Below are 12011 nucleotides of genomic sequence, written 5' to 3'. Positions count from 1 at the left end.
CACCTCTATATAAACTCTCTTCTTCGTCGGCTGCTTCTTTTGTTTATAAGAGACCGCCGCCTGACCCCTTTGGGCGCGCACGCCCGCCGCGCCCCCCTTCCGGGAGTACGGCGGGCTTCCGCCGTCCCGCCCGGGTGTCACACCTCGCGCAGGCCCTTGGCCAGCGGTCCGTCGCCCGCCACGCCGATGCTCCGCTCGCGCAGCGCGTCGAGCAGCGTCGACGCCCCCCGGCTCATGGCCTCGCACGTCCGCGTGTCCAGCGTCAGACGGACGTCGGGCTCCCGCGGGGCGGTCCCGTCCCCGTAGAGCGGTCCTTCCTCGGCGCCCAGCCACACATGGAACCGGCCCTCGTCCAGGTGGACTTCGACCAGCCCCTCCGCCACGCCGGCGGCGTCCAGCCCCCGCAGCAGCGGCAGCGCGAACCAGTGCGCCCGTACGGCGTCGGTGGGTCGCCGCTCGCCCAGCGCGGACGCGCCCCACTCTCCGAGCGCCTGGAGCACGGGCAGCAACTCTCGCCCGCGAGCGGTGAGTTCGTAGACATAGGCCGCGCCGGGAGGCGGCAGGCGCCGTCGGGTGGCCAGACCGTCGCGCTCCATGTCCTTGAGCCGGGAGGCGAGGACGTCGGTGCTGACGCCCGGCAGATCGGCGTGCAGATCGGTGTAGCGGCGCGGTCCGCCGAGCAGTTCGCGGACGATCAGGAGGGTCCACCGGTCCCCGACCGCGTCGAGGGCACGGGCGGCGGAACAGTACTGGTCGTAGCTTCGGCGCGGTGACATGCGACGCAGTCTAGCTATCTTGTTGGACTTTCCAAGCTCCCACTTGGTAAAACCAAGCAACACCACAACCGGAGGGCGCAGCGCATGGAGTTCCGGCAGTCGAGCAAGCTCAGCGAGGTCTGTTACGAGATCCGCGGCCCGGTGATCGAGCACGCCGACGCACTGGAGGCGGCGGGCCACAGCGTGCTGCGCCTCAACACCGGCAACCCCGCCCTCTTCGGTTTCGAGGCGCCGGAGGAGATCCTCCAGGACATGATCCGGATGCTGCCCCGGGCGCACGGCTACACCGACTCCCGCGGCGTCCTGTCCGCCCGCCGGGCCGTCGCCCAGCGCTACCAGGACCGGGGCCTGGACGTCGGCGTGGACGACGTCTTCCTCGGCAACGGCGTCTCGGAGCTGGTCTCCATGGCCGTACAGGCCCTCGTCGAGGACGGCGACGAAGTCCTCATCCCCGCCCCGGACTTCCCGCTCTGGACGGCCGTCACCACGCTCGCCGGCGGCAAGGCGGTGCACTACCTCTGCGACGAGCAGTCCGAGTGGTACCCGGACCTGGAGGACATGGCGGCGAAGATCACCGACCGGACACGCGCGGTCGTCATCATCAACCCCAACAACCCGACGGGCGCGGTCTATCCGAAGGAGATCGTCGAGGGCATCCTCGACCTCGCCCGCCGGCACGGGCTGATGGTGTTCGCCGACGAGATCTACGACCAGATCCTGTACGACGACGCCGTGCACCACTCGGCCGCGGCGCTCGCTCCCGATCTGGTCGTCCTCACGTTCTGCGGCCTGTCGAAGACGTACCGGGTCGCCGGTTTCCGCTCCGGCTGGCTGGTCGTCACGGGCCCCAAGCAGCACGCGCGCAACTATCTGGAGGGCCTGACGATGCTGGCCTCCATGCGGCTGTGCGCCAACGCTCCGGCGCAGTACGCCATCCAGGCGGCGCTCGGTGGCCGCCAGTCGATCCACGAGCTGACCGGGCCGGGCGGCCGGCTCCGCGAGCAGCGCGACCGCGCCTGGGAGAAGCTCAACGAGATCCCCGGCGTCTCGTGCGTGAAGCCCAAGGGCGCGCTGTACGCGTTCCCGCGGATCGACCCCGCCGTGCACCCGATCCACGACGACGAGAAGTTCGTCCTCGACCTGCTGCTGCGCGAGAAGATCCAGGTCGTCCAGGGCACCGGTTTCAACTGGCCGCGCCCCGACCACTTCCGCATCCTCACCCTCCCGCACGCCGACGACCTGGACGCGGCGATCAGCCGGATCGGGCGGTTCCTGAGCGGGTACCGGCAGTAGGGAGCCGGGGGCGCCGGTGGGCCGACCGGACGAGCCGGTGCTGCGGTCCCGGGCGACCGGTGTCACCGTACGAGGGACAGCAGCTGACGCAGGGACGGAAGGGCGCGGCGATGGGTGACCTGCTCCTCGTACGGCACGGCGAGACCGCATGGTCGATGTCCGGGCGGCACACCGGGTCGACGGATGTCCCGCTGACCGACAACGGCCGCGAGCAGGCGCGCCGCCTCGGTCCGCTGATCGCCCGGCACCACATCGCGGCGGCGTTCGTCAGCCCCATGCGCCGGGCGCGGGAGACGGCCGAGCTGGCGGGGGTCGGCGGCGCCCGCGTCGACGCCGACCTCTCCGAGTGGGACTACGGCGGGTACGAGGGCATCACGACCGTCGAGATCCACCGGGAGCGGCCCGACTGGTTCCTGTTCACGGACGGTGTCACGGCCGGGCCGCCCGAGCACCCCGGGGAGAGCCCGGACGCGGTCGGGGAGCGCGCCGAGCGGATGCTGGCCAAGATCGACGCGGCCCTCTCCGAGTCGGAGGGCAGCGTGGTCGTCGTCTCGCACGGCCACTTCCTGCGGGTGCTGACCGCGCGGCGGCTCGGGCTGACCGCCCAGTCCGGCGCCCTCTTCCAGCTCGGCACCGGGACGATGAGCCGGCTGAGCACCGAGCACCGGCGGCATGTGGTGGCCGGCTGGAATGTCAGACCCGACGCGTACTGTTCCCATGAACCGCTCGCCCCGGCGGACGAGGAGTCGAAGGAGCGCTGACCCCCCGGCCGGGGACGAGTGCCGTGGCACCACCCGGTGGTGGAGGGAGCGCGCCGTGACACGACCGCCGACCGCCGCACAGCGGCGCGTCATCGATGCCGCCGACCCGGTGACCGGGCGGCTCAAGGGCACCGAGACCCAGCTCGCCGCACTGGTGAAGCGGGGGCTCGCCTTCCGTCATCCGCGGCCCCCGCGCGACCATTTCCTGACGCCCGCCGGGCATCGGCTCCGCGAGTCGTCGGGGACTCCCGAGCCCGCCGACGCCGCCGAGCCGTCCGCTCCCGCGGCGTCCGGGGTGTTCGCGGCGCGGACCGGCGGCGAGGCGGAGGCCGAGACGGGCCCCGCGCGGCTCCGGGAGGTGCACAGCGCCTGGCAGGGACTCCTGGAGCTGCGCCGGATGACCACTCCGGACGGCGCCACCGACCGTCCGTGCGCCTGGGAACGCGCCCATCTGGTGCAGGCCGCCGCCCTCGCGCTGGAGGCGGCGGGGCACCGGCCCGCCGGAGCGGTGGGCGGCGGTTACCGGGTGCGGGCGACACCGCAGCCGGAGGCCGTCGCCGTACACGAGCCGGACCCCGAGGCGCTGCGGGCCTGCGCGGCCACCCTGGAGAAGGCGGGCTGGCAGGCCGGCGAGCACACGGAGCCGCGCACGGGCGCCCGGTACGTTCTCGCCTCGCCCCGGCGGGCGTGAGGTGCGCGGGCACCCCGTCCGGGAGCGCCGGGCACCCACGACGGGCCGCGAGGCGCGCGGGGTCCGAAGGGTGTGCGGCACAAGGGAGTCGGACGAGCCCCGCCCGTGTGCGGGAACCGTCAGGGCCCGGTGGCCGAAAGCCTCCGGAGCCGCCGCTGCGGATACTGTCGTGGCGGACGCCGCGGCAGCCGAGGCAGCTGCCTCGTCGCAGCGGCTGAAGTCGCCGCCGCCGTCGTTGTCGCCGTCGTCGTTGTCGCCGTCGAAAGGAAAGTCGTGGCAGAGGTGTTTTCCGTCCCCGTGACCGTTCGCGGGTACGAGACCGATGTGCAGGGGCATCTCAACCAGAGCGTGTATCTGCAGTACGCCGAGCACGCCCGCTGGTCGGTGCTCCAGGCGGCCGGGATCAGCCAGGCGGCCCTGGCGGCCCGGGGTGTGGGCCCGGTCGCGCTGGAGACGACCATCCGCTACCGGCGCGAGCTGCGGGCCGGCGACGAGGTCGAGGTGACGTGCGTCTTCCTCTGGGGCGAGGGCAAGAGCTTCCGTATCGAGCAGACCATCAGGAAGACCGACGGCACGGTGGCCGCCGAGATCACGGCGGTCGGCGGGCTGATGGACCTCACGGAGCGCCGCCTGGTGTCCGGCCCGCGGGACGCCTTCATGTCACTGGCCACCGACCCGGGCCCGCTGGGGCTCTGATCCCTCCGGGCCGCCGCGCCCCGCCTCGCACGGCCTACGCGTCGAGCAACTCCGGCCGGTGCGCCTCGTCGTAGGCCGCGCGGGACTCGGCGATCGTCACGCGGTGCCGCTCGGCCCAGTCGGTCAGGGAGAGCAGCGTCGCGTGCAACTCTCGGGCCACCGGAGTGAGTTCGTACTCGACCTTCGGCGGCACCGTGGGATGGACGGTGCGGGTGACGAGGCCGTCGCGCTCCAGATTGCGCAGGGTGAGGGTCAGCATGCGCCGGCTGATTCCCTCGACGCTGCGCTCCAGTTCGGTGAAGCGGATCGGGCCGTGCGCGGCGGCCACGATGATCAGCACGCTCCATTTTCCGGCGACCCTGTCAAGAACCTCGCGGACCGGGCACGCCTGCGCGAGCACTGCCTGCGAGGTAACACCGGTGTTCCCCTGGGACATCGAAGTGCCTCCTTATGCCGGTCTCCATGGTCACTGACGATGTACCCCGTTACAAGTCGTGCACCAAGGAGGACGTCCATGGAATCGACACCGTCCATGGAGGACACGGAGGCCATCGTCATGCTGTCCCGGACCGAGCCGGCGAGCTCGTCGACACCACGAACGTACTCCCGCTGGGCCTCGCTCGTCGTCCTGTGCGCGGGCACGCTGATGACGATCCTGGACGGGAACATCGTCACCGTCGCCATGCCCGCCATCCAGAAGGATCTGGGCTTCTCCGCTCCCGGGCTCGCCTGGGTCGTCAACGCCTATCTGATCCCGTTCGGCGGACTGCTGCTGCTCGCGGGCAGGCTCGGCGATCTGGTGGGCCGCCGACGGATGTTCACGGCCGGGCTCGCCGTGTTCACCGCGGCGTCCGTGCTGTGCGGGGTCGCCGACGGGCAGGGCCTTCTGGTCGCGGCCCGTGCTCTCCAGGGCGTCGGTGGGGCGATGACCTCGGCCGTCGTCCTCGGCATGCTCGTGGCCCTGTTCCCCGAGCCCCGCGAACAGGGCCGCGCCATCGCGGTGTTCAGCGCGGTCGGCGCCGCGGGCGGGGCGCTCGGCACCTTCCTCGGGGGCGCGCTGACGCAGGCCCTCGAATGGCACTGGATCTTCCTGATCAACCTGCCGATCGGCGTCCTGGCCTGGGGCGCGGCGCTGCGCGTCCTCGCCCCGGACAAGGGAGCCGGCCTCGGCAGGGGCGCCGACTATCCCGGCGCGGCCCTGGTCACGGGTGCGTTGATGCTGACGGTGTACACGATCGTCGGCTCCGGGGAGCGGGGCCTCGGCGGCACTGTCGTACTCGGCGTGCTCGCGGTCGTCCTCTTCGCCGGATTCACCGTGCGTCAGACACGGGCCGCCCGCCCCCTGCTGCGGCTGCGGCTGCTGCGCTCCCGGACCCTGACGAGCGCGAACGGTGTGCAGATCCTGATGATCGCCGGGATGTACGGCTTCCAGTACATCGGCGCGCTCTACCTCCAACGCGTCCTCGGCTACGGCGAGTTGCTGACGGGTACGGCGTTCCTGCCCGCGCCGATCGCCATCGGTGTGCTGATGCTGAGCCTGTCGGCGCGCACGATCGCCCGCTTCGGTCCGTACCGGGTCCTGCTCGCCGGACTCGCCCTCATCACAGCGGGCATGGCCCTGCTCAGCCGGGCCCCGGTCGACGGCTCGTACGCCACCGACGTGCTGCCCCCGCTGCTCCTGCTCTCCGCGGGATTCGCGGCCGCGATGCCCGCGGTGACGGGGCTCGCCATGTCCGGCGCGCGCCAGGAGGACGCGGGTCTGGCCTCCGGGCTCTTCAACACCACGCAGGTGGTGGGCGGTTCACTGGGTCTCGCGGTGCTGACGACGCTGGCGGCGAGCCGCACCGAGCGCCTGACCGGCGCGGGCGAGCACGTCGTCGCGGCGACGGCGGACGGCTACCGGCTGGCCTTCACGGTGGCCACGTTCATCGCCGCGACGGCCCTGACGCTGACGGCCGCCCTCCTGCGCCCCGGGCGGAACTCCGCGACCGCCTCGGCGGAGGAAGAACCTCCTCAGGAGCCCTCTTCCGCCGACCCGGCGTCGTCGGGAGTACGGATCGGCACCGGCACCTGATTGAAGCCGTAGTAGATCGCGAGGAGCCCGTGCGCGGCCAGGGTAAGCGGCGCCGAGACGAAGGACAGGGCGACCGCCGCCGGATAGGCGAGGGAGCCGAGGGCGAAGCGGACCCGGGTGCGCCGGGCGGCCTCGACGTCGACACGGCTGTCGAGCAGGCGCCCGGTGCGGGTGAGGTGCCACCACACGGCCTGGAACGCGAGGGCCATGGCGACCATGACCAAGCTGTAGACGGCGGCGGCGACATGGGACGGTCCGCCCTCGCGCAGGTACTCCGCGACCATCGCCGTCGGCCAGGGAATGGCGGCCACCACCATCAGCAGAAGCAGGTTCAGGAACATCAGGGTGCGGTCGACCCGGGCGACATAGCTGAAGACCTGGTGGTGGTTGATCCACATGATGCCGATCACCAGGAAGCTGACGACGTAGGCGGCGTAGGAGGGCCACTGCTCTCCCAGCGCGTGCCACAGGCCGCCGTGCTCACCGACCTCGGGGACCTTGATCTCCAGGATCAGCAGCGTGATGGCGATGGCGAACACACCATCGCTGAAGGCCTCCACACGGCCCGACTCGTTCATGACCGACTCTCCCCGTTGTGACCGCGTCCGCACGTGGTTGTCGTGCGGCTTCCGTGCCGTTGATGCGCTCAGACCGTAACCCGGCGCGGCTCGACAGTCGGCCGTGATGCGTCAACTCGCCCTCGCCCGGCGGGTGTACGCCGCCTCCAATCTCTGGTAGGAAACTTTCCTAACAGTACGCGGCAGCATCTCTCCCCCATCGGAGGTACCGTGCGCACCCCCCACACAGGCACATCGCGTCGCACTCTGCTCACCCTGATCGGAGCCTCATTGGTGGCCGGCCCCCTCATCTCCACCCAGCCGGCGACCGCCGCCCTCGTCGGCCTGGACGACCCGGCGAAGAAGGAGATCGCCATGAAGCTGGTCTCCAGCGCGGAGAACTCCTCGCTGGACTGGAAGGCGCAGTACAAGTACATCGAGGACATCGGCGACGGACGCGGCTACACCGCCGGGATCATCGGCTTCTGCTCGGGCACCCACGACATGCTCGACCTCGTCGAGCTGTACAACCGGCGCAAGCCCGGCAACGTCCTGGCCAGGTACCTGCCCGCGCTGCGCGAGGTCGACGGCAGCGACTCGCACGAGGGCCTGGACCCCGGCTTCCCCGCCGACTGGCGCCGGGCCGCGCAGGATCCGGCGTTCCAGCAGGCACAGAACGACGAGCGCGACCGTGTCTACTTCAACCCCGCCGTGCGGCAGGGCAAGACCGACGGCATCGGGGTCCTCGGGCAGTTCACGTACTACGACGCCATCGTGATGCACGGCGACGGCGGCGACAGCACCAGCTTCGGCAGCATCCGGCGGCGTGCCCTGGCGAAGGCCAGGCCGCCGGCCCAGGGCGGTGACGAGGTGACGTATCTGAACGCCTTCCTCGACGCGCGCGTGTGGGCCATGAGGCAGGAGGAGGCCCACTCCGACACCAGTCGGGTCGACACCGCGCAGCGCGTCTTCCTGCGCAACCGCAACCTGAACCTCAACACACCGCTGGACTGGAAGGTCTACGGAGACAGCTTCCACATCGGCTGACGGACGTGGAACGGGCGGAGGGCGCGGCACATGTCCTGTGCCGCGCCCCTCGTGGTCCGTTCATCAAGTCCTTGCGCACCGGGAGCCGTCGGTTCCCGCAGGCCGTCCGGGCCGCGCCGTCCGCCTCAGTGGGCCGGTAGCGCCGTGAGGTCCTCGCCCGCCTCCATGGGGTGGGTCACCTCCCCCGCGTTCTCGCGTCCCCTGCCGAGGTGGTTGAAGACGAGGTTGAGGCCGACGGCCGCGACGCAGCCCGTGGAGATCCCGGAGTCGAGGACGATCCGTACGGTCTGCGGGAACGCGTGGTAGAACTCGGGCGCGGTGATCGGGATGATGCCGACCGCGAGGGAGACGGCCACGATCAGCACGTTGTTGTCCTTCTCCAGGCCCGCCCTGACCAGGGTCTGGATACCGCTGGCCGCGACCGAGCCGAACAGGACGACACCCGCCCCGCCGAGCACCGGACGCGGTACGACGGCGATCAGGGACGCGGCCATCGGGCACAGTCCCATCAGCACCAGGAAGCCGCCGCCGGTGGCGACGACGCATCGGTGCTGGGCTCGGGCTGGGCGGCCACGGCGGCTCCTCCGGTCGGGTACACGTCGCCGTCGACGTGGGTGTCAGGGAGGTGATGCGCGGTCGTGCGGGACCGGGACGATGACCGTCGCGCGGACACGGTGTCCCCGCGGCGGAGACCGTGTCCGGGGCGCGCACGTCCCATGCGCGCCCCGGCTACGGCCGCCGTGAACCCCGCTCGGGTCCACGGCTACCGGCCGAGGGCCGTCCCCCTCGGCCGGAGTTCTGCGGTGGTCAGGCCCGCGCGGTGATCCGCGCCAGGCGCTGTGCCTCGTCCCGCGTGGAGCGGGCGATGGCGTCCTCGTCGACGTTGAGCAGGCGGCTGTCCTCGACGACCGGCTTTCCGTTGACGAGCGAGAGGGTGACCGGGGCGGCGGCGCCGAAGACCAGCGCCGTCACCGGGTCGGCGATCGAGGCGTGCGCCAGGGTGTCGAGCTTCCACAGCACCAGGTCGGCGAGCTTGCCCGCCTCCAGGGAGCCGACCTGGCTCGCGCGGCCGAGGACCTGGGCTCCTCCGTAGGTGCCGAGGCGCAGCGCCTGACGGGCGTTCAGGGCGGCCTCGCGGTGGGCGCCGAGCCGGTTGATGAGCAGGGCGTTGCGCAGCTCGGTGTGGAGTTCGCCCGACTCGTTCGACGCGGTGCCGTCGACGCCGAGGCCGACCGGGACGCCGGCCGCGAGCATGTCGGGGACCCGCGCGATACCGGCGGCCAGCCGGGCGTTGGAGGACGGGCAGTGGGCGACGCCCGTCTTCGTGCGGGCGAAGGCGGCGATGTCGGAGTCGTTCATGTGGACGCAGTGCGCCATCCACACGTCTTCGCCGAGCCAGCCGGTCGACTCGAAGTACTCGGTCGGGCCCATGCCGAACAGTTCCTTGCAGAACTGCTCCTCCTCCACGGTCTCCGAACCGTGCGTGTGCAGCCGTACGCCCTTGCGACGGGCCAACTCGGCGCCCTGCTTCATGAGTTCGGTGGAGACGGAGAAGGGGGAGCAGGGCGCTACGGCGACCTGGGTCATGGCGTCGAAGGAGGCGTCGTGGTGCTCGTCGACGGTCGCCTCGGTGGCGGCCAGCGCCCCTTCGAGGGTCTCGACGGCGAAGTCCGGCGGCAGTCCGCCGTCCTTCTCGCTGCGGTCCATGGAGCCGCGGGCGAGGGTGAAACGGACGCCCGTCTCACGGGCGGCCCGGATGATGGCGCCGGACAGGTCGCCGGAGCCCTTGGGGAAGACGTAGTGGTGGTCCATGGCGGTGGTGACGCCGCCTCGGGCCATCATGGCGAGGGAGCCCTGCGCGGCCGCGTAGGCCATCTGCTCGTCGATGCGCGCCCAGGTCGGGTACAGCGCGACGAGCCAGTCGAAGAGGTTGTGGTCCGTGGCGAGGCCGCGGGTGATCCACTGGTAGAAGTGGTGGTGGGTGTTCACCAGACCGGGCGTGGCCAGGTGCCCGGTGCCGTCGATGCGGCGGACCACGTTCTCCAGGTTCTCGGGGGCCTTTCCGGGGCCCACCGACTCGATCCTGTTGTCGGCGACGACGATGTGACCCGAGGCGTACTCGGTGTCGCCCGCGTCCACGGTCGCGATGGCGCAGTTCTCGATGACGATGCGCTGGACTGCCACGACGGTTCCTCGTTCTTCCCATTGGCGGACGGACCCGGGGGCCGAGCGGGGTGACGACCGGGTCCGTGGTGCTGTCATTGCGCAGATGCCCCCGCTCTCCCCTGGGACTTGACGCCGGCGCACGCGTCGGGGGCCGAGCACGTAGTCCTGCGGTGCAGTGCTACGAGGTGGTGAGGTCCACCGGGATGCGCGGCTCGCAGCCGTCGCGCAGGACGGTGCCCTCGATGAGCCCGTACGGACGGTCGGCCGCGAAGTAGACCTCGTTGTCGTTCTCGAGGCCGAACGGCTTCAGGTCGACAAGGAAGTGGTGCTTGTTCGGGAGCGAGAAGCGGACCTCGTCGATCTCGCTGCGGTTGTTGATGATCCGCGAGCCCATCTGGTACAGGGTCTGCTGGAGCGAGAGGGAGTAGGTCTCCGCGAAGGCCTGGAGCATGTGCTTCCTGACCTGGTCGTAGGACTTCTCCCAGTCGGGCACCTTCTCCTCGTCGCCGGTCCAGTTGAAGCGCCAGCGGCCGGAGACCTGGGTGGCCAGGATGCGGTCGTACGCCTCCTGGAGCGTCGTGTACTTGTCCTTGACGTAGCCCCAGAACTCGGAGTTCGTCGAGTTCATCACGACGAGGTCCTTCAGGCCCGAGATGACCTCCCAGGTCTCACCGTCGTAGGTGATCTGGGTGACGCGGGTCTCCTGGCCCTTGCGGACGAAGGAGTGCTTGGCCTCGTCCGAGCCGATGACCCGGGAGCCCGCGTCCGAGGCCTCGATCCGCTCCCAGGCGTACTCCTCGATACGGATGCGTGCCCGTTTGATCGGCTCCTGGCTGGTCACGAAGTGCCGGGCCAGATGGATGCCGAACTGCTCGGCGGACTCGATGCCGTACTCCTTGGCGAAGGCGTACACCGTGTTTTTGGTGGTGTCCGTCGGCAGGACGTTCGCGTTGGAGCCCGAGAGGTGGACCTCCTGCATGTCGCCGCTCAGCGCGACGGACACGTTCAGGTCCTTGATGTGGTGCGTGTCGCCGTCGCGGGTGATCTTGACGACGCGGTTCTCGGCCTTGCCGTACTGGTTCTGTCCCAGCATCACAGGGTGGGCGCGGCGGGAAGGGTCGGTCATGTCTGCTAGCTCCCTCGGTAAACGGAGTAGCCGAACGGGTTGAGCAGCAGCGGTACGTGGTAGTGCTCGCCCGGCCTGACGGCGAAGGTGATCGTCACCTCGGGGAAGAACGTCTCGCTGTCCCGATTCGCGGGGGCGTCCTGCTGCGCATCGGCTTGCTGTGTCGCTGAATCCGACTCGAAGTACTGCTCGACCGCGAAGTCGAGCCGCACATGGGTCGTGCCCTCCGGCAGGGCCGGAAGGTCCTTGCACCGGCCGTCCGCGTCGGTCGCGGAACCGCCGAGCGCCTGCCAGTGGGCCTCGCGCCCGGCGCGGGCGGCGAGCTGGACGGCGACTCCCTCGGCGGGGCGGCCGACGCTGGTGTCCAGGATGTGGGTGGACACGGAGGCGGTGGTGTCGGTGCTCATGCCTCTTCTTCCTGTACGAGATGACCGAGCCGGATGCGGTTGATCTTCCCCAGTTCGACGCGGACGATCTCGCGCTCCTGCTCGGCCGAGTTGCCGATCCGCTCCTTGACCGCGTCGCGCATCTGCTCGCCGGTCCGGCCGGTGGCGCAGATGAGGAAGACGTGGCCGAACTTCTCCTGGTAGGCCAGGTTCAGTTCGAGCATCTCCTCCTTGAGTTCCTCGGAGGCGCCGGCCATGCCGCGCTGTTCCCGGGAGGAGGTCGGATCGCCGGGCCTCGGGCGCCCGATGGGCGGGTGCCCGGCCATCGCCTCGGCCAGGTCCGCGTCTGTCAGCTCGGCCATGGCGGCGTCGCTGGCGGCGAACAGGTCGTCGACGGTGGCGCAGGGGCGGGCGGCGAGCAGCCGCTCGGCCCACGCC

The 12011-nt window shown here is 70.9% G+C and carries 13 protein-coding genes and 1 pseudogene; 6 read left to right on the top strand and 8 right to left on the bottom strand.

Features of this window, described 5'->3' with window-relative positions; genetic code table 11:
• Positions 1 to 137: 137 nt before the first annotated feature.
• Positions 138 to 776 (bottom strand): winged helix-turn-helix transcriptional regulator, encoded by a 639-nt coding sequence (locus ACFWBT_RS24275; RefSeq protein WP_385703834.1) that lies wholly within the window; start codon positions 774 to 776, stop codon positions 138 to 140.
• A gap of 84 nt (positions 777 to 860) precedes the next feature.
• Here ACFWBT_RS24275 and ACFWBT_RS24270 point away from each other — a divergent pair, with 84 nt between their 5' ends.
• From ACFWBT_RS24270 to ACFWBT_RS24255, 4 genes are all read left to right on the top strand, one after another.
• Positions 861 to 2069: a pyridoxal phosphate-dependent aminotransferase gene (locus ACFWBT_RS24270; RefSeq protein WP_385703831.1), complete on the top strand. Its 1209-nt coding sequence runs from the start codon at positions 861 to 863 to the stop codon at positions 2067 to 2069.
• Between the two features lie 110 nt (positions 2070 to 2179).
• The gene (locus tag ACFWBT_RS24265) at positions 2180 to 2830 is read left to right on the top strand and encodes a histidine phosphatase family protein (protein WP_385703829.1); all 651 of its coding nucleotides are present in this window, start codon (positions 2180 to 2182) and stop codon (positions 2828 to 2830) included.
• Between the two features lie 55 nt (positions 2831 to 2885).
• Positions 2886 to 3521 (top strand): hypothetical protein, encoded by a 636-nt coding sequence (locus tag ACFWBT_RS24260; RefSeq protein WP_385703826.1) that lies wholly within the window; start codon positions 2886 to 2888, stop codon positions 3519 to 3521.
• 273 nt (positions 3522 to 3794) lie between these two features.
• The gene (locus tag ACFWBT_RS24255; RefSeq protein ID WP_385703824.1) at positions 3795 to 4217 is read left to right on the top strand and encodes an acyl-CoA thioesterase; all 423 of its coding nucleotides are present in this window, start codon (positions 3795 to 3797) and stop codon (positions 4215 to 4217) included.
• 34 nt (positions 4218 to 4251) lie between these two features.
• On the opposite strand, the gene ACFWBT_RS24250 is transcribed toward ACFWBT_RS24255, so the two are convergent.
• A complete protein-coding gene (locus ACFWBT_RS24250) occupies positions 4252 to 4653 on the bottom strand; it encodes a winged helix-turn-helix transcriptional regulator (protein ID WP_385703821.1) in 402 nt (133 codons plus the stop codon).
• A gap of 120 nt (positions 4654 to 4773) precedes the next feature.
• Here ACFWBT_RS24250 and ACFWBT_RS24245 point away from each other — a divergent pair, with 120 nt between their 5' ends.
• A complete protein-coding gene (locus ACFWBT_RS24245) occupies positions 4774 to 6291 on the top strand; it encodes an MFS transporter (protein ID WP_385703838.1) in 1518 nt (505 codons plus the stop codon).
• On the opposite strand, the gene ACFWBT_RS24240 is transcribed toward ACFWBT_RS24245, so the two are convergent.
• On the bottom strand, positions 6231 to 6869 hold the full coding sequence (locus tag ACFWBT_RS24240; protein ID WP_385703819.1) for a TMEM175 family protein: 639 nt from the start codon (positions 6867 to 6869) through the stop codon (positions 6231 to 6233). The genes ACFWBT_RS24245 and ACFWBT_RS24240 overlap by 61 nt on opposite strands.
• A gap of 210 nt (positions 6870 to 7079) precedes the next feature.
• On the opposite strand from ACFWBT_RS24240, the gene ACFWBT_RS24235 reads away from it, so the two are divergent.
• Positions 7080 to 7895 (top strand): chitosanase, encoded by an 816-nt coding sequence (locus ACFWBT_RS24235; protein ID WP_385703816.1) that lies wholly within the window; start codon positions 7080 to 7082, stop codon positions 7893 to 7895.
• A 125-nt stretch (positions 7896 to 8020) separates the two neighbouring features.
• On the opposite strand, the pseudogene ACFWBT_RS24230 reads toward ACFWBT_RS24235, so the two are convergent.
• From ACFWBT_RS24230 to uraD, 5 genes and pseudogenes are all read right to left on the bottom strand, one after another.
• Positions 8021 to 8455 (bottom strand): annotated as a pseudogene (locus ACFWBT_RS24230) (solute carrier family 23 protein); the annotation flags it as partial.
• A 247-nt stretch (positions 8456 to 8702) separates the two neighbouring features.
• Positions 8703 to 10079: an 8-oxoguanine deaminase gene (locus ACFWBT_RS24225; RefSeq protein WP_385703813.1), complete on the bottom strand. Its 1377-nt coding sequence runs from the start codon at positions 10077 to 10079 to the stop codon at positions 8703 to 8705.
• A gap of 160 nt (positions 10080 to 10239) precedes the next feature.
• A complete protein-coding gene (gene pucL, locus ACFWBT_RS24220; RefSeq protein WP_385703811.1) occupies positions 10240 to 11187 on the bottom strand; it encodes a factor-independent urate hydroxylase in 948 nt (315 codons plus the stop codon).
• Positions 11188 to 11192: 5 nt separating this feature from the next.
• Entirely contained in the window at positions 11193 to 11594 is a 402-nt protein-coding gene (uraH, locus tag ACFWBT_RS24215) for a hydroxyisourate hydrolase (protein WP_385703809.1), read from the bottom strand.
• Positions 11591 to 12011 (bottom strand): 2-oxo-4-hydroxy-4-carboxy-5-ureidoimidazoline decarboxylase (gene uraD / locus ACFWBT_RS24210; protein ID WP_385703807.1); only part of this gene is annotated, 421 nt, incomplete at its 5' end. The genes uraH and uraD, both read right to left, overlap by 4 nt.

Source organism: Streptomyces sp. NPDC060027 (assembly GCF_042737005.1).
Lineage (GTDB): Bacteria > Actinomycetota > Actinomycetes > Streptomycetales > Streptomycetaceae > Streptomyces.
This window is presented reverse-complemented; position numbering and strand designations above follow the sequence as displayed.

What these genes read in the sequence shown, in the direction of transcription:
- ACFWBT_RS24275 (WP_385703834.1), bottom strand. Translation starts at nt 776, where the DNA reads ATGTCACCGCGCCGAAGCTACGACCAGTACTGTTCCGCCGCCCGTGCC.
- ACFWBT_RS24270 (WP_385703831.1), top strand. Translation starts at nt 861, where the DNA reads ATGGAGTTCCGGCAGTCGAGCAAGCTCAGCGAGGTCTGTTACGAGATC.
- ACFWBT_RS24265 (WP_385703829.1), top strand. Translation starts at nt 2,180, where the DNA reads ATGGGTGACCTGCTCCTCGTACGGCACGGCGAGACCGCATGGTCGATG.
- ACFWBT_RS24250 (WP_385703821.1), bottom strand. Translation starts at nt 4,653, where the DNA reads ATGTCCCAGGGGAACACCGGTGTTACCTCGCAGGCAGTGCTCGCGCAG.
- ACFWBT_RS24245 (WP_385703838.1), top strand. Translation starts at nt 4,774, where the DNA reads ATGCTGTCCCGGACCGAGCCGGCGAGCTCGTCGACACCACGAACGTAC.
- ACFWBT_RS24240 (WP_385703819.1), bottom strand. Translation starts at nt 6,869, where the DNA reads ATGAACGAGTCGGGCCGTGTGGAGGCCTTCAGCGATGGTGTGTTCGCC.
- pucL (WP_385703811.1), bottom strand. Translation starts at nt 11,187, where the DNA reads ATGACCGACCCTTCCCGCCGCGCCCACCCTGTGATGCTGGGACAGAAC.
- uraH (WP_385703809.1), bottom strand. Translation starts at nt 11,594, where the DNA reads ATGAGCACCGACACCACCGCCTCCGTGTCCACCCACATCCTGGACACC.